This is a genomic window from Aureimonas sp. N4, from assembly GCF_001463925.1.
GTDB classification, from domain to species: Bacteria; Pseudomonadota; Alphaproteobacteria; order Rhizobiales; family Rhizobiaceae; genus Aureimonas; species Aureimonas ureilytica_A.
On the sequence record NZ_BBWS01000048.1, the window covers coordinates 37,841 to 53,136 of the forward strand.

Consider the following 15,296-nt stretch of genomic DNA (forward strand, 5'->3'; position numbering starts at 1 on the left):
TAGAACGGCGAGTATTTGCCCATCAAAAATAGTGACTGAAATCTCGCATAAGACTGTTATCTTCACATTATAAAGTGATAGAAATGCGCATGGGCGGCCGGGGAGGCCGTGTTCGACGCGAGAATGCCCATGGCCAGCCTTCTGGGAATCGACAATGGTTTGACCGTCACCAAGGCGGTCGTGTTCGACGTGGACGGAACGCAATTGTCCGTTGCGCGGCGGCGTGTGCCGCAGTCCATGCCGCGCCCGCGCTGGGTGGAGCGCGACCCCGTCGGCCTCTGGAAGGCGACCGCCGAGGCCATTGCGGAAGCCATCGCTCTGTCCGGCCGGCCGGCCGAAGACATCAAGGCGGTGGCTGCGACGGCGCATGGCGACGGCGTCTATCTCCTCGACCGGGACAAGCGGCCCTTGCGTGCCGGCATCCTCTCGCTCGACAGCCGCGCGCTGGATATCGTCGCCCGTTGGCGCGACAGCGCTCTGTTCACTGAGGCCCTGACGCTGACCGGGCAGACGCCGCATGTTTCCGCGCCGTCCGCGCTCCTCGCCTGGGTGAAGGCGGAGGAGCCCGAGAATTTCGCACGCATCGGCCATATCCTCGCCTGCAAGGACTGGCTGCGCTTCTGCCTGACGGGGGAGGTCGGCACCGACCGCACCGAGGCCAGCACCTCCTTCACCGACGTGAACACGCAAGCCTATTCGCCGGGTGCGATGACGCTTTTCGGATTGGACGATCTCGCAGCTGCCCTGCCGCCCATCTTCGGCTCGGGCGAGTGCGTCGGCACGGTGACGCGCGCGGCGGCGGATGCAACAGGGCTTCGCGAGGGTACGCCCGTCGCCTGCGGGCTGCATGACGTCACCGCTTCGGCGCTCGGCATCGGCGCGCACAGGCCGGATGTGGTCGGCATCGTCGCCGGCACCTATTCGATCAACGAGGTCGTCAGCACCCGCCCGCGCACCGACCAGCGCTGGTTCTGCCGCAACGCGATCGAGCCCGGCCAGTGGAACAACATGTCCATTTCGCCGGCCTCGACCGCCAATTACGACTGGTTTCTCGACCGGCTCTGCGAGCGCGACCAGCGCGCCGCGATTGAGGCGGGGCAGTCCATCCATGAGGTTCTGGCCGCCGAGATGGACGGAGCCTTCCGCCGGCCTTCGACCCTGTTCTTCCATCCCTATCTCTTCGGCTCGCCGCATGGCGACACGGCGAGCGCGAGCTTCCTCGGCCTTCACGGCTGGCACGAACGAGGCGACATGCTGCGCGCCGTGCTGGAAGGGATCGCCTTCAACCATCGCACCCATGTCGATGCACTGCGCGACGGCTTCCCGTTCGAGCGCGCCATGCTGACGGGCGGCGGCTCGCGCAACCCGGCCTTCGCGCAGCTCTTCGCCGATGTTCTGGGAATGCCGGTGGAGGTCCCGGGCACGGAGGAGGCGGCCGCCTTTGGCGCGGCCCTGTGCGCCGGGGCGAGCGTCGGGCTCTACGCGTCGCCTCTGGCCGATCCGCGCGATCTCAGCGCGATCACACGCAGCTTCGAGCCGGACGCCCGACGCACGGCCGAGATGAATGAGCGCTTCGGCCTCTTCACGCGTCTCGCCGAAGCGTTGAAGCCCTATTGGCTGGAACTGGAAGCCATGGGCGCAGACCGTCCCGGCCACGCCTGATGGGCAAGGGCGACGATCGGCGCGAGGAGATCGCGACCTATGTCATCGCGCGCGGACAGGTGCGGATCGACGATATGGCCGAGCATTTCGGTGTCTCGCGCATGACGATCCATCGCCATATCGACCAGTTGGCCGCGCAAGGCGTCTTGCGCAAGCTGCACGGCGCCGTGTCGGCGCAGCCGACCGGCATCTACGAGAGCCTGTATCGCTATCGCGAGACGGTCGCGACCTCCGAGAAGCGCGCGCTGGCGCAAGCTGCGCTGGCTCTGATCGAACCGGGGCAGGTCGTCATGCTGGACGATTCCTCGACGGCGGGGGCGCTCGCGCCGCACTTAAGCGAGCGCGCGCCGTTGACCGTCATCACCAACAGCCTCTCGGCCGCCCAGCATCTGAAGCAGATCGATGGGATCGACCTGATCGGCCTCGGCGGGCAGTATCATCGCACCTATGACGCGCTGATCGGCCATGTCTGTGAAAGCGCCATCGCGCGGCTGCGGGCCGATATCCTCGTGTGTTCGGCCTCCGCCGTCTCGGGCACCAGCGCCTTCATTCAGGACGGGCAGGTCGTGCGCGCCAAGCAGGCCATGATGGCCGCCTGCGCCTCCCGCCTGCTCCTGCTCGATACGACCAAATTCGGCAAATCCGCCCTGCATCACTTCGCCGACCTGTCCGACTTCGACGCCGTTCTCGTGCCTCGCCACCTGGGCGACGAGCCGCGACGCGCGCTGGAGGCGGCCGGCGTACCCCTTCGTCTCGTGGAGACAGATTGATGACCTCGTTCCCTGAAACCCCTTCGCTTTTCGCCGACGCGCGCCTGAATGCCCTGGATGGCGGGGAGATCGATGTTTTGATCCTGGGCGCGGGCGTCAATGGCGCGGGCCTGTTTCGCGATCTCTGCGAACAGGGCCTGACCTGCCTGATTCTCGACAAGGGCGATTTCGGCTCGGGCACCAGCGCCGCGCCCTCGCGCCTCATCCATGGCGGGCTCAAATATCTGGAAACGGGCGAGTTCGGTCTGGTTGCGCAATCGACGCTGGAGCGAAACCTCCTCCTGCGCAACGCGCCGCACTGCGTCGAGCCGTTGCCGACGATCATTCCCGCCTTTTCCTGGACCAAGGGCATCGGCGCGGCGCTGCGCACGCTGATGGGCTCCACCACCGCGCCGCGCAGCCGGGGCGGCGTGCTCATCAAGATCGGCCTCGCGCTCTACGATTTCTACGGCTCGCGCCATCGCGTCATGCCGCGTCATCGCCTTTCGGGGCGCGCCAAGTCCTTGCGCGACATGCCCATGCTGACGCCTTCCATCAAGGCGACCGGCCTCTATTACGACGCCAAGATCGCGCGGCCCGAGCGTCTGGTGCTCGAACTCGTGCAGGATGGCTTGCGCGCTTCGCCCCGCTCCGCCGCCGCCAATTCCGCCGAGCTTCTCGGGCTGGACGAGGGCGCTGTGGCCTTTCGCCTTGCCGATGGCGCGAACCGTTCGGTTCGCCCGCGCATCACGATCAACGCGGCCGGCCCATGGATCGACCATGTGAACGCCCGGCTGGGCGCTGAGACCAAGCTGATCGGCGGCACCAAAGGCTCGCATATTCTGCTCGACCATCCGGAATTGCTGCGCCAGTTGAACGGGCGGATGATCTATTTCGAAGCGGATGACGGGCGCATCTGCCTCGTCTTCGACTATCTCGGCCGCGCGTTGGTCGGCTCCACCGACATCAAGGCGAACAATCCCGACTCGGTGCGCTGCGAGGACGACGAGATCGACTATTTCCTGGCGAGCCTGCGCAGCCTCCTGCCGGGCCTGTCCTTCGATCGCAACCAGATCGTCTATACCTATAGCGGCATTCGTCCGCTCCCGGCCTCCGACGCCAGCAATCCCGGCCTCATCAGCCGCGATCATTCCGCTCCGGTCATGGAGCCCGGCGCGGGACGATCGTTTCCGATCATCTCGCTGGTCGGCGGCAAGTGGACGACCTTTCGAGGCTTTGCCGAGGAAGTGGCCGATACCGTCCTGTCCCGGCTGGGCAGGGCGCGCAAAATCTCGACGCAGCATCTACCGATCGGCGGTGGGCGAGATTTTCCGGCCGACGAGGCGGCTCGTGCCGCCTGGATCGCCCGTGTCGCGAGCGAATCCGGCCTTGCGGCCGATCGGGTAGGCGAACTCCTGTCGCGCTACGGCACCACTGCGCGCGCGATTGCGGGGCATCGCGGGCGCTGGACGGATGCCGACCGGCTGCCGGGCGCGGAGCACTACAGCCTGTCGGAACTCGACTACATCTTGCGGTGGGAAGCCGTCCGCCATCTCGGCGATCTCGTGCTGCGTCGCACGACGCTGGCCGTTCGCGGGGAGGTGACGCGGCCGGTGCTGGAGCGGCTGGCGGACCATGCCGCCGAGGTTCTCGGCTGGGACCCGGCACGCCGGGAGCGCGAGCTGACGCAGACCGCTGAAAGCCTCGTGACCTATCACGGCGTCACCCTGTAATCGTCGCCGCCGGCCGGGTCTGCTCCGGCCGGTGGCGACACGATCAGCTTGGCAACGGGTCGGGCGAGGTCGTGTAGAGCGCGGTGCTCGGCGCTTGGGTCAGGCGTCGATAGCGCTCGAACTGCGCGAGCACGTCCGCGATCAGATCGTCCCGGCTGAAGCCAAGAACGTCATAGCCGCGCGAGCCGTCTGAGAAGCTGGTGCGCGCGGTCCAGACCTGCTCGCGGCGCGCTTCCGGCCGCGAGGCTTCGGCGGCCGAGAACATCATGGCCGGGCGCGCCGCCGGGGCGACGGCGTAAACGAAGTTGCGCGTCCCTTCCGCTTGAACCGTCAGGGAAATGCCGTCGTCCTCTCCGGATGCCACGGCAGCTTGCAGACCGCGACGATCCAGCTCGCGTCGAACCTCTTCCAACGCCGGCTGAACGGTTTTCTCCACGAAGGCCCGAACGCTCGCTTTGGTCGGGTGGTTGAGGATGGTCGCGAGCCGGGCCTGCCAGCTGACGGAGCGAGTGCGAATGGCGGGCTGGGCCTGCCGATGCTCGTCGAGCCGTGCCATATCCGCTCGCATGCCCCGCAAAAGACCGAAGGCCAGCAGAAGCAGGATCACCGCGAAGGGCAGGGCACTGATCAGTGTCATGGTCTGAAGCGCGCTGAGGCCGCCGGCCAGAAGCAGGGCTGCTGCGACGGCCCCTTCCAGGCTGCACCAGTAGATGCGCTGCCAGGTCGGCGTGTCGGAGTTTCCGCCCGCCGCGATCGTATCGATCACCATGGAACCGGAATCGGCCGAGGTGACGAAGAAGATTGCGACCAGAAGGCAGCTCAGAACCGACGCGACGCCAGACCAGGGCAGATATTCGAAGAACTGGAATAGCGAGACGGAAATATCCGCGCCGACCGCGCGCGAGATGGCGCCTGCAGCCGGCCCCATGTCCAGCGAAATGGCCGTGTTGCCGAAGACCGTCATCCAGAAGAAGGTGAAGGCCGACGGCACGAACAGGACGCCGATCACGAATTCGCGCACCGTGCGCCCACGCGAAATGCGGGCGATGAACATGCCCACGAAGGGCGACCAGGAGATCCACCACGCCCAGTAGAAGAGCGTCCAGTCGCTGATCCAGCTCTTCGGCTCGTAGGCGTAGAGCTTGAAGGTCCGAGACACGAAATCGTTCAGGTAGGTGCCGATGTTCTGGACAAAGGCGCGGAACAGAAATTCCGTCGGCCCGACCGCCAGCACGAAGAGCATCAGGACGATGGCGACCAGAAGATTGCCTTCCGACAGGCGGCGGATCCCCTTGTCGAGGCCGGAGACGACGGACAGCGTGGCGAGCGCCGTGACGAGGGCGATCAGTCCAACCTGCACGAGCGCGGTCTGCGGCACGCCGAAGAGATAGCCGAGGCCGGCATTGATCTGGAGAACGCCGAGGCCGAGCGAGGTCGCGATGCCGAACATTGTGCCGCAGATGGCGAAGATGTCGGCAGCGTGGCCGATCGGCCCGCTGATGCGCTCGCGGATCAGTGGGTAGAAGCCGGCGCGGATCGTCAGCGGCAGATTGTATCGAAACGAGAAATAGGCGAGCGACAGACCGACGATCGCGTAGATCGACCAGGCGTGAATGCCCCAATGAAAAAAAGTGATCGACATCGCCTGCCGCGCGGCGGCGAAGCTTCCGGGCGCTTCCTCGGGCGGCACGGAGTAATGCAGGATCGGCTCGGCCACCGCGTAGAACATCAAGCCGATGCCCATGCCGGCGGCGAACAGCATGGCCAGCCAGGAAATGTAGCGATATTCCGGCTCGGAATCGTCCGGCCCGAGCTTCAGATTGCCGTAGCGGCTGACCGCCAGAAACAGGACGGTGAAAACGAGAATGCCGACGGCGAGCAGATAGAACCAGCCGAAGCTACTGAGAATAAAGGATTGCGTGGCCGAGAAAATCCGGTTGGCGTCCGACGGGTCGGCGACGCCGAAAAGCGCCAGCAGAAAGATGATGGCACTGGCCGTGAAGAAAACCGGCTTGTTGATCGTGGATGCGGACAAAAGGCAGGTGGTCCCTTGTTCGTGACGAAAAGCCCTCGACCGATCATCGAGAGCTTAGTCATCAAGACTTAGTGGACGATCCGGTCATGGGAACCGGCCCTGCCATAGTTCCGCCCTCAATCGGCCGGTTTTCAGCCGCAGCTTCGGTGCCGCGGCCCTTGGCGCGAGGATTGTCCTCACGCTATCCCGATCGGTTTTCGCCTTGCCGGCGATCAGCCGCGCCGGCCTTGAGTCAGGTCACGCTCGATGTCGAAGCCCGCGCCCAGGCGCATCTTGTAGACCTGATAATTCTCCATCACGCGCTGAACGTAATTGCGCGTTTCGGTGAAGGGGATCAACTCGATCCAGTCCACGACCTTATCGATGCTCTGGCCGCGCGGGTCGCCGAACCGGTCGATCCATTCCTTTGCCCGGCGCGGGCCGGCATTGTAGGCCGCGAAGGTTAGGATGTAGGAGCCCGAGAAGTTCGAGATCTGCTGGCCGAGATACTGGCTGCCGAGCAGGGCGTTGTAGGACGTGTCGTTCAGGAGACGGGTGTCCGAATAGGGAAGGCCGGCATTCTTGGCGAGGCCCTTGGCCGTCGCCGGCATGACCTGAAGGAGGCCGAGCGCGCCGACCGGCGACTTGGCGCGCGGGTTGAAGGCGCTTTCCTGCCGGGCGATGGCATAGGCCAGTGCCTTGCCGCTGGCCGAGATATTGGCGCTCTCGGGAATGACGCCGACCGGGAAGGCGAGGGCCGGCGCGTTGACGCCGCGCCCGTAGGCGGTCTTTCCGACGGTGAGCGCCAGCGCATGGTCGCCGCGCCGCTCCGCCATGGAGGAGAGGATGGCGAGTTCGCCGGGGCTGTCGAGGTCTTCCGCCAGCGCCTTGTAGAGCGCGTCGGCCCGGCTTTCCGATCCGATCTGCTCCAGACGCTTGATGGCGCGCACCGCCTCGCGGTTCTCGAAGTTGCGGCGCTCGGCGTCCGATGGGCGGGGATAGGCGATCGGGCCGGGATTGCGGCCAAGCTTGGCGGCCGCCAGCTGCCCATAGAAGGTCGCGCCATGGCGCGCGGCCTGCTCGTAATAGGTGCGCGCATTGCCGGGGCCGCCCGCTTCCGCCGCGCGGCCGAGCCAATAGAGGGCGCGCGACTGCGAGAGCGGGCGCGAGGAGATCGACTGGATGCGACTGAAATGCTTGGCGGCGGTCGCCGGATCGTTGAGATAGCGAAGCGCATACCAGCCGGAATGGAACTCGGCCTCGACGGCCTCCGTCTGCCCTTCGGCGGAATGGTTGGCGACGAGGCGATAGGCAGCCTTGCGGTCGCCCTTCTCCAGAAGCATCCGCGAGATGATGCGCCGCTCGTTCCACCATGCGTCGGCATCGACCAGACTGTCGCGGTCGCGCGGGGCGCGTTCGATCAAGGCCGCCGCCTCTTCGATCCGGTCCTTCTTGCGCAAGTTCTCGGCGGCGGTGAAGAGATAGCTGGGGTCCGAGCGCAGATTGGCCGGCACCTTGACCAGGAGCGCGTCGGCATTGCCGTCGCCGCGAATGGAGGCGGCGCGGGCGCGGAAGAGCGATTCCGCGTTGGCGAGGCTCGCGAGACGCTGCGCATCCGACACGCGGTCGGCGTAAAGCAGCATGTCCATGCGGAACTTGTGATCGGCCCGCGTCAGAAGCGCGCCGAAGTTCGACATCATCTGCGTTTCGGTCGCCTTGTCGAACTTCTCGTGACGCCAGAAGCGCACGATCAGGCCCTTCGCCTTGCCGGCCTGACCCAGCTCGATATAGGCGCGGGCAAGCGCCATCGCGCCTTCGGGCGTGCGCGGCGCGTCCTGCCCGAAGGCGGCCACGACGTCGCGCGCCGGCATCCGCTCGCGGTTCAGCGCGCGCTCCAGATTGGCGCGGATCACCTTCATGCCGGGCCAGCTGCGCAGCTCCATCGCCGTGTGAGCGATTTCGGCGGCCGGAACGTCGGTCGTGCCGCGCAGGGCGATCGCCCAGGAGAGAATGTGCCGGTCGAGCGAGCCGGGCGCCATGCCCTCGCGAATGGCCAGTGCGCGCGGAATGTCGCGCCAGGTTGCGTCGAGCCCGTCCTTCAGATCACCGCGCATGGGCGCGATGCCGGACACGCGCGAGCCCATGGCCGCGATGGAGGAGGTGAAGGCCATCGTGTCGGCAGCCGGCGCCGCGCTCGGCACGCCGGGCTGGCGCAGCAGCGGATTGCCGGAGGGAGCCGGCGCGCCGAAGCGTTCCTGGCTCGGCTCCGGCTCGGATGACCCGCGCCCGAGGCCAAGGCCGAGCGAGGGCATCTTGAAGCTCGGCATGGGGATGCGGTCGAGAAGAGACTCCGCATTCGCTGAACCGGCCATCAGCGCTGCCAGAACGGCCGGCAGAAGAAGGACCTTGGCGCGGGTCGCGTGTCTCATGGTGAATCCCGTCAGAATGCCATCACATGGACGCCTCGAAAGGCGTAAGATCAACGAACTTTCCACCATCGCTATGAAGAACTCGTAAACCATGCCGGTTCGCATGTCGGCCCGGCACCACAGACCGGGGGACGGCGCATCCGCCATACGGCTTGTCGCTTGTCTCCCATCGGCGGCTTTATTATGGTGCCGCGTCCGCGCGGGGGCGAGAGCGCTGAAAAGCCGCTTCGCCGCGGCGTGGATGGTCGATAGCTGCCGGCATTCTCGCGCTTCGCGTGGCGGACCATCCCCTCACTATTTCAGTCGCCGGGAGTGACGACATGACCTTCAAGGGCTCGATGACGGCTCTAGTGACCCCTTTTGCCACGGACGGCAGCGTGGACGAGGCGGCGTTTCGCGACCTCGTGGAATGGCAGATCGCGGAGGGCACGCACGGTCTCGTTCCCGTGGGAACGACCGGCGAAAGCCCGACGCTGACCCATGACGAGCACAAGCGCGTGGTCGAACTCTGTATCGAGACGGCGGCCGGCCGCGTTCCGGTGATCGCGGGCGCAGGCTCCAACAACACGATCGAGGCGATCGACCTCGCGCGCTCGGCCGAGCAGGCGGGGGCGGACGGCATTCTGGTGGTCACACCCTATTACAATAAGCCGACCCAGCGCGGGCTCTACGAGCATTATGCCGCCGTGGCGCGCGCGGTGACCAAGCCCATCATCATCTACAACATTCCGCCCCGCTCGGTGATCGACATGACGCCCGAGACGATGGGCCGCCTGGCGGCGGACTTCCCCAACATCGTCGGCGTCAAGGACGCGACCGCCAAGCTCGACCGCGTGTCCGAACAGCGCATCACCTGCGGCCCGGATTTCATCCAGCTTTCGGGCGAGGACGCCACCGCGCTCGGCCATATCGCGCATGGCGGCCATGGATGCATCTCGGTGACGGCCAATGTCGCGCCGCGCCTGTGCGCCGAGTTCCAGAACGCCTGCCTCAGCGGCGATTTCGCTCGGGCGTTGGAGTATCAGGATCGTCTGATGCCCCTGCACAAGGCGATCTTCATGGAGCCGGGTCTGTGCGGCACGAAATATGCCCTGTCGCGCCTTGGCAAGGGCCGCGCTGTGGTGCGCCTTCCGCTGGTTCCGATCGAGGCTTCGACCGAGGCTGCGATCGACGCCGCGCTGCGCCATGCCGGGCTTCTGAATTGACGAGCGGCCTCTCCAGCCTCATCTAGAGGCGAGATCACATTCATGACGATCGGGGCGCTGACGGCGCCCCGTTTCGCAACCGGACGGACCCCATGGCCAAGAAGCCGGCACGAAACAATGTCGCCGCCGAAAACCGCAAGGCGCGTTTTCACTACGAGATCATCGACACGCTGGAGGCCGGCCTCGTCCTGACGGGCACGGAGGTCAAGTCGCTGCGCGAGGGGCGGGCGACCATCGCCGAATCCTATGCGACCGAGGAGGGCGGCGAGATCTGGCTGATCAATTCCAACGTACCGGAATATCTCCAGGCCAATCGCTTCAACCACGAGCCCAAGCGCCGTCGCAAGATCCTCGTTCACGCCGCCCAGCGCAACCGGCTGGCCGGCGCGGTGCAGCGCGATGGAATGACGCTCGTGCCGCTCAAGATCTACTTCAACGAGAAGGGGCGGGCGAAGCTCGAACTGGCTGTGGCGCGCGGCAAGAATGCGCCCGACAAGCGCGAAACTATGAAAGAGCGCGACTGGAACCGGCAGAAGCAGCGCGTGCTGAAAGAGGGCGGGCGCGACTGACGCGCCGAGTTTCCAAGCAGCCTCCCAGCCCTCACGCATATTCCACTTGCGCGGCGAAGCGTCTCGGCTCAGCATGGCCCCGGCGCATCTGGGAGGCTGCGAGATGACGGACTTCACCATTCTGCCCGAAGGGTTGGAGGCTCCGAGAGACGACGGCGGAGCGTCGCATCTGGTGGGGCGGCGGCTGCCGTCCCTTTCGCTCTCGTCCACGTCGGGCGGCACGATCGATCTGGCACGCCTGAATGGGCTGACCGTCCTCTATCTCTATCCCATGACCGGCCGCCCCGGGCTGCCGCTACCCGGCGGGTGGAACGAGATTCCGGGCGCGCGGGGCTGCACGCCGCAGGCCTGCGGTTTTCGAGATCATTTCGCGGCGCTGCGCGCGCTGGATGTCTCGCATGTCTTCGGCATTTCCACGCAGACCACGGCCTATCAGCGCGAGGCGGTGGAGCGGCTGCATCTGCCGTTTCCGCTTCTGTCGGATGCCACGCTCGAACTGGTCGAGATGCTGGATGTCCCGGTCTTCGACGTGGACGGCGACACGCTGTTCAAGCGCCTGACGATGATCGCGCGGGACGGCGAGATCGTGAAAGTCTTCTACCCGATCTTCCCGCCGGACAAGAACGCGGAAGAGGTTCTGGACTGGCTGAGCGACGAGCGAGAGGCGCATCGCGCGCGCCCGCTTTAGGCCTCAGCTGCCTTGGCCGAGACGCCGGGCGACGGTCTCGAAGACGTCCGCGAACATGGCTTCCGTCAGTCGCCCCGTATTGGTGTTGTAGCGCGAGCAATGATAGCTCGACACGACGAAGCGGCCGGAGACCTCGTGCGCGCCGCCATGGCTGAACGGCGCGTCCTTCAGTTTCGCGCCGAGCGCGCGAAGAGTCGAGTCATGCGCGATGCGTCCGAGCGTGACGATGGCGGAAAGATGCGGGAAGCTTTCGATCGTCGGCACGAGGAAGCGACGGCAGTCGTTGATCTCCTGGCCGTTCGGCTTGTTTTCGGGCGGCACGCAACGCACGGCATTGGTGATCGCCGCGCCCACGAGCCGCAGACTGTCATCGGGGCGCGCTTCGAACTCGCCCGATGCGAAACCGAAGCGCTTCAGCGTGGCATAGAGAAGATCGCCGGCATAATCGCCCGTGAACGGCCGGCCGGTGCGGTTGGCGCCTCGCACGCCCGGCGCGAGGCCCACCACGAGAAGCCGAACGCTCTCTGGGCCTTCCGGTGGCAGGAAGGAGCGAACGGGGCCGTTGTGCCAACTCGGCTCGCGCTCCCGCCATTCCTGTCGAAAGGCCGCAAGGCGCGGACAGATGGGGCAGTCGTGGGGCGGGGCGGCCTGGTCGGGTTCTGTCGGATGCACGAGGAGAAAACCGCCCGTGATCAATCGTTGTCTTCGACGGGCAGTGTCTCGTCCGCTTCCAGCCGGCGCGCCAGCCGGGCCTCGCGCTCGGCCGGATTGCGCCCGATCTCGGTCTGAAGCGAGCGCAGGTCGATGAAATGATCGGCCTGCCGGCGCAGATCGTCCGCGATCATCGGCGTCTGCGAAGACAAGGTGGAGACGACCGAGACCTTGCGCCCCTTGCGCTGCAGCGCTTCGACCAGCGAGCGGAAATCGCCGTCGCCCGAGAAGAGCACGAAGTGATCCACCGTCTCGGCCAGCTCCATGGCATCGACGGCTAGTTCGATATCCATATTGCCCTTGATCTTGCGCCGGCCCATGGCATCCGTGAATTCCTTGGCCGGCTTGGTGACGACGGTGTAGCCGTTATAGTCCAACCAGTCGATCAAGGGGCGGATGGAAGAGTATTCCTGATCTTCGATCATCGCCGTGTAGTAATAGGCCCGCAGAAGATAGCCGCGTTTCTGGAAGGCCGTCAGCAGCTTCTTGTAGTCGATGTCGAATCCCAGCGCGCGGGAGGTGGCGTAGAGATTAGCTCCATCAATGAAGAGGGCGATCTTTTCGCGGGGATCGAACATGGAGGGGCTTTCGGAAATGCGATGGGAAGCGAAGGAGCCTGAAACCCGTTCCGCGGACGGGACACAAAGGCGTTATATACGACGCGAAATAGGGCGGAAGTCGTATGGCGCCAATGGGGCATAATATAATGCGAATGCCATAAAACGATGGCTGCCCCTTGAGATTCATTTGTCAAGGGACTACACGGACGGTTCAGCTTCTTGCCCCCGTTCCCGAGGAGACAGGCCATGGCCCGCGTCACCGTAGAAGATTGCGTCGATAAGGTCGAGAATCGTTTCGAGCTCGTCCTGCTCGCCAGCCACCGTGCGCGCCAGATCGCCCAGGGCCAGCCGATCACGGTCGATCGCGACAACGACAAGAACCCGGTTGTCGCGCTGCGCGAGATCGCGGACGAAACGCTTTCGCCCGACGATCTGAAAGAAGACCTCATCCACTCGCTGCAGAAGCATGTCGAGGTGGACGAGCCCGAGCCCGCCGCGCCGACCTCGAGCGCGCTGCTCGAAGGCCCGAGCGAAGGCGTCATCACGGCTTCCGAGGACGACGACGACAATGTCGCCTTCGACCGCATGTCGGAAGACGAGCTTCTCGCCGGCATCGAAGGCCTCATCCCGCCGGAAAAGAACGAAGATTTCTAATCTGCGACGCGATTGGGCCTTTCTCGGCTTTCGCAATGCAACCTATATAGAGGGGGTGCCGACTTCAGGGTCGGCGCCCCCTTTTCGGTTCAGATGGAGACGGCGTCCGGTCATGATGCGTCAGTATGAGCTTGTCGAGCGCGTGGCGGCCTACAAGCCAAACCTCGACGAGGCTCTTCTGAACAGGGCCTATGTCTACGCCATGCAGAAGCATGGTGCACAGATGCGCGTGAACGGCGATCCCTACTTCTCGCATCCGCTGGAAGTGGCCGCGATCCTCACAAAGCTGCATCTCGACGAAGCCACCATCGCCGTCGCCCTTCTGCACGACACGATCGAAGACACGGACGCCACCCGCAAGGAGATCGACCAGCTCTTCGGCGCCAAGATCGGCCAGCTGGTGGAAGGCCTCACCAAGCTGAAGCGGCTCGACCTCGTGTCGAAAAAGGCTGCCCAGGCCGAGAACCTGCGCAAGCTCCTGCTCGCCATCGCCGACGACATCCGCGTGCTCCTGGTGAAGCTCGCCGATCGCCTGCACAATATGCGCACGCTTCATCATATGAAGATCGAGAAGCGCGCCCGCATCGCCCAGGAGACGATGGATATCTATGCCCCGCTCGCCGGGCGCATGGGAATGCAGGACATGCGCGAGGAACTGGAAACGCTGTCCTTCAAGCATCTCAACCCGGAGGCTTTCGAGACCATCTCGACTCGGCTCGCTGAACTCATGGATCGCCACGCGCTGACGATCAACGAGATCGAGCGCACGCTGACCGAGAAGCTGAAGGAAAACGGGATCGAGGCGCAGGTCTCCGGCCGGCAGAAGAAGCCCTATTCGGTCTTCTCCAAGATGCAGCGCAAGGCGCTGTCGCTGGAGCAGCTTTCCGATATTTTTGGCTTCCGCGTCCTCGTCGGCACGGAAGAGGATTGCTACCGCACGCTCGGCATCGTCCACCGGACCTGGCCGCTCGTACCCGGCCGCTTCAAGGACTACATCTCGATCCCGAAGCAGAACGACTATCGTTCGATCCACACGACGATCGTCGGCCCTTCGCGCCAGCGCGTCGAGCTTCAGATCCGCACGCAGGCCATGCACCACATCGCCGAATACGGCATCGCGGCGCATGAGCTTTACAAGGATGGCGAGCACGCGCTTTCCACCGAATCCTCGGCCTATGCCTGGCTGCGCCGCACCGTCGAGATGCTGGCCGAAGGCGATCAGCCGGAAGAGTTTCTCGAAAACACGCGGCTGGAGCTGTTTCAGGATCAGGTCTTCTGCTTCACGCCGAAAGGCCGCCTCATCGCTTTGCCGCGCGGCGCGACGCCGATCGACTTCGCCTATGCCGTTCATACCGACGTTGGCGACACCTGCGTCGGCTGCAAGATCGACGGGCGCATCATGCCCGTCGTCACCGAACTCACCAATGGCGACGAGGTCGAGATCATTCGTTCCAAGGCTGCGACACCGCCCCCGGCTTGGGAGAGCGTCGCCGTCACGGGCAAGGCGAAGGCGGCGATCCGGCGTGCGACGCGCCTCGCCATTCGCAAGCAATATTGCGGCTTGGGTCAGCAAATTCTGGAGCGCACCTTCCAGCGCGCCGGCAAGACCTTCACGCGCGACGGGCTGAAACCCTATTTGTCCAAGGTCGGGCATCGCGATGTCGAGGATGCTCTGGCCGCCGTCGGGCGCGGCGAGTTGGCATCCAACGACGTGTTCCGCGCCGTCCATCCGGATTTTCAGGACACGCGAGTCACGAAGACCTCCGCCAAGCCGGATGGCGACGGCTGGTTCACATTGAAGTCGGGCACCGGCATGGTGTTCCGTCTGCCGAACCATCTGGAGGGTGGCTCCAACGGTTTCACGCATGGCGATCTGCCGGTGCGCTTCAACCCGGACGGGGCGGTGCCGGGCGATCGTATCATCGGTATTCTGGAGCCGGGGCAGGGGATCACGATCTTCCCGATCCAGTCTTCCGCGCTGACGGCCTATGACGACGTGCCTGATCGCTGGATCGACGCGCGCTGGGATTTGGACGCTCAGATGACGCAGCGCTATCCCGCGCGCATCAAGCTCTGCGCTCTGAACGAGCCGGGGGCGCTCGCCGAAATCGCCGAGACGATCGCCCTCAACGACGCCAATATCCACAGCCTCTCGCTGACGGCGACCGCGCCTGACGTGTCCAGCATGGTGATGGATCTGGAGGTCTGGGATCTCCAGCATCTGACCCGAACGATCAATCAGTTGCGCGGAAAGGCTTGCGTGACCGACGTGGTTCGTGTGAACGGCTGAACCCGGCAGGGAATCGCTGGGGCAGGCCGAAC

Annotated in this window: 12 protein-coding genes; 8 read left to right on the forward strand and 4 right to left on the reverse strand. The window is 65.1% G+C overall.

Going from position 1 to position 15,296, the window contains the following annotated elements; genetic code table 11:
• Window positions 1-129 precede the first annotated feature (129 nt).
• From AUL28_RS16000 to AUL28_RS16010, 3 genes are read left to right on the forward strand one after another with little or no spacing between them, the layout of a single operon-like run.
• On the forward strand, window positions 130-1,662 hold the full coding sequence (locus AUL28_RS16000; RefSeq protein ID WP_062234446.1) for an FGGY-family carbohydrate kinase: 1,533 nt from the start codon (window positions 130-132) through the stop codon (window positions 1,660-1,662).
• Window positions 1,662-2,432, forward strand: coding sequence for a DeoR/GlpR family DNA-binding transcription regulator (locus AUL28_RS16005; protein WP_062234449.1), 771 nt, complete (start codon window positions 1,662-1,664; stop codon window positions 2,430-2,432). Before AUL28_RS16000 ends, AUL28_RS16005 begins: the two co-directional genes overlap by 1 nt.
• Window positions 2,432-4,144 carry a glycerol-3-phosphate dehydrogenase/oxidase gene (locus AUL28_RS16010; RefSeq protein WP_062234451.1) on the forward strand — a complete coding sequence of 571 codons (1,713 nt, stop codon included), beginning with the start codon at window positions 2,432-2,434 and terminating at the stop codon, window positions 4,142-4,144. The genes AUL28_RS16005 and AUL28_RS16010 overlap by 1 nt, the downstream gene beginning before the upstream one ends.
• A 43-nt stretch (window positions 4,145-4,187) precedes the next feature.
• Here AUL28_RS16010 and AUL28_RS16015 read toward each other — a convergent pair whose 3' ends face one another.
• Together AUL28_RS16015 and AUL28_RS16020 are read right to left on the reverse strand one after the other, a co-directional pair.
• Window positions 4,188-6,179 (reverse strand): BCCT family transporter, encoded by a 1,992-nt coding sequence (locus AUL28_RS16015; RefSeq protein WP_062234453.1) that lies wholly within the window; start codon window positions 6,177-6,179, stop codon window positions 4,188-4,190.
• A 212-nt stretch (window positions 6,180-6,391) separates the two neighbouring features.
• Window positions 6,392-8,587: a lytic transglycosylase domain-containing protein gene (locus AUL28_RS16020; protein ID WP_062234455.1), complete on the reverse strand. Its 2,196-nt coding sequence runs from the start codon at window positions 8,585-8,587 to the stop codon at window positions 6,392-6,394.
• Window positions 8,588-8,907: 320 nt separating this feature from the next.
• Here AUL28_RS16020 and dapA point away from each other — a divergent pair, with 320 nt between their 5' ends.
• The 3 genes from dapA to AUL28_RS16035 all read left to right on the forward strand — a co-directional run bounded on the left by dapA (window position 8,908) and on the right by AUL28_RS16035 (window position 11,049).
• Window positions 8,908-9,792 carry a 4-hydroxy-tetrahydrodipicolinate synthase gene (dapA, locus tag AUL28_RS16025; RefSeq protein WP_062234459.1) on the forward strand — a complete coding sequence of 295 codons (885 nt, stop codon included), beginning with the start codon at window positions 8,908-8,910 and terminating at the stop codon, window positions 9,790-9,792.
• A 92-nt stretch (window positions 9,793-9,884) separates the two neighbouring features.
• Window positions 9,885-10,361: an SsrA-binding protein SmpB gene (smpB, locus tag AUL28_RS16030; RefSeq protein WP_058599855.1), complete on the forward strand. Its 477-nt coding sequence runs from the start codon at window positions 9,885-9,887 to the stop codon at window positions 10,359-10,361.
• 103 nt (window positions 10,362-10,464) lie between these two features.
• Window positions 10,465-11,049, forward strand: a complete 585-nt coding sequence (locus tag AUL28_RS16035) for a peroxiredoxin (RefSeq protein ID WP_062234708.1) — start codon at window positions 10,465-10,467, stop codon at window positions 11,047-11,049.
• Between the two features lie 3 nt (window positions 11,050-11,052).
• Here AUL28_RS16035 and AUL28_RS16040 read toward each other — a convergent pair whose 3' ends face one another.
• Window positions 11,053-11,745, reverse strand: a complete 693-nt coding sequence (locus tag AUL28_RS16040; protein ID WP_082640515.1) for a uracil-DNA glycosylase — start codon at window positions 11,743-11,745, stop codon at window positions 11,053-11,055.
• Window positions 11,742-12,338: a LabA-like NYN domain-containing protein gene (locus tag AUL28_RS16045; RefSeq protein WP_058599854.1), complete on the reverse strand. Its 597-nt coding sequence runs from the start codon at window positions 12,336-12,338 to the stop codon at window positions 11,742-11,744. The genes AUL28_RS16040 and AUL28_RS16045 overlap by 4 nt, the downstream gene beginning before the upstream one ends.
• Before the next feature lie 228 nt (window positions 12,339-12,566).
• Here AUL28_RS16045 and rpoZ point away from each other — a divergent pair, with 228 nt between their 5' ends.
• Both rpoZ and AUL28_RS16055 read left to right on the forward strand, forming a co-directional pair.
• The gene (gene rpoZ, locus AUL28_RS16050) at window positions 12,567-12,974 is read left to right on the forward strand and encodes a DNA-directed RNA polymerase subunit omega (protein WP_058599853.1); all 408 of its coding nucleotides are present in this window, start codon (window positions 12,567-12,569) and stop codon (window positions 12,972-12,974) included.
• Window positions 12,975-13,086: 112 nt separating this feature from the next.
• Window positions 13,087-15,264 (forward strand): RelA/SpoT family protein, encoded by a 2,178-nt coding sequence (locus tag AUL28_RS16055; protein WP_062234461.1) that lies wholly within the window; start codon window positions 13,087-13,089, stop codon window positions 15,262-15,264.
• The last annotated feature ends 32 nt before the right edge of the window (window positions 15,265-15,296 follow it).

What these genes read in the sequence shown, in the direction of transcription:
- AUL28_RS16000 (WP_062234446.1), top strand. Translation starts at nt 130, where the DNA reads ATGGCCAGCCTTCTGGGAATCGACAATGGTTTGACCGTCACCAAGGCG.
- AUL28_RS16005 (WP_062234449.1), top strand. Translation starts at nt 1,662, where the DNA reads ATGGGCAAGGGCGACGATCGGCGCGAGGAGATCGCGACCTATGTCATC.
- AUL28_RS16010 (WP_062234451.1), top strand. Translation starts at nt 2,432, where the DNA reads ATGACCTCGTTCCCTGAAACCCCTTCGCTTTTCGCCGACGCGCGCCTG.
- AUL28_RS16020 (WP_062234455.1), bottom strand. Translation starts at nt 8,587, where the DNA reads ATGAGACACGCGACCCGCGCCAAGGTCCTTCTTCTGCCGGCCGTTCTG.
- dapA (WP_062234459.1), top strand. Translation starts at nt 8,908, where the DNA reads ATGACCTTCAAGGGCTCGATGACGGCTCTAGTGACCCCTTTTGCCACG.
- smpB (WP_058599855.1), top strand. Translation starts at nt 9,885, where the DNA reads ATGGCCAAGAAGCCGGCACGAAACAATGTCGCCGCCGAAAACCGCAAG.
- AUL28_RS16035 (WP_062234708.1), top strand. Translation starts at nt 10,465, where the DNA reads ATGACGGACTTCACCATTCTGCCCGAAGGGTTGGAGGCTCCGAGAGAC.
- AUL28_RS16045 (WP_058599854.1), bottom strand. Translation starts at nt 12,338, where the DNA reads ATGTTCGATCCCCGCGAAAAGATCGCCCTCTTCATTGATGGAGCTAAT.
- rpoZ (WP_058599853.1), top strand. Translation starts at nt 12,567, where the DNA reads ATGGCCCGCGTCACCGTAGAAGATTGCGTCGATAAGGTCGAGAATCGT.
- AUL28_RS16055 (WP_062234461.1), top strand. Translation starts at nt 13,087, where the DNA reads ATGATGCGTCAGTATGAGCTTGTCGAGCGCGTGGCGGCCTACAAGCCA.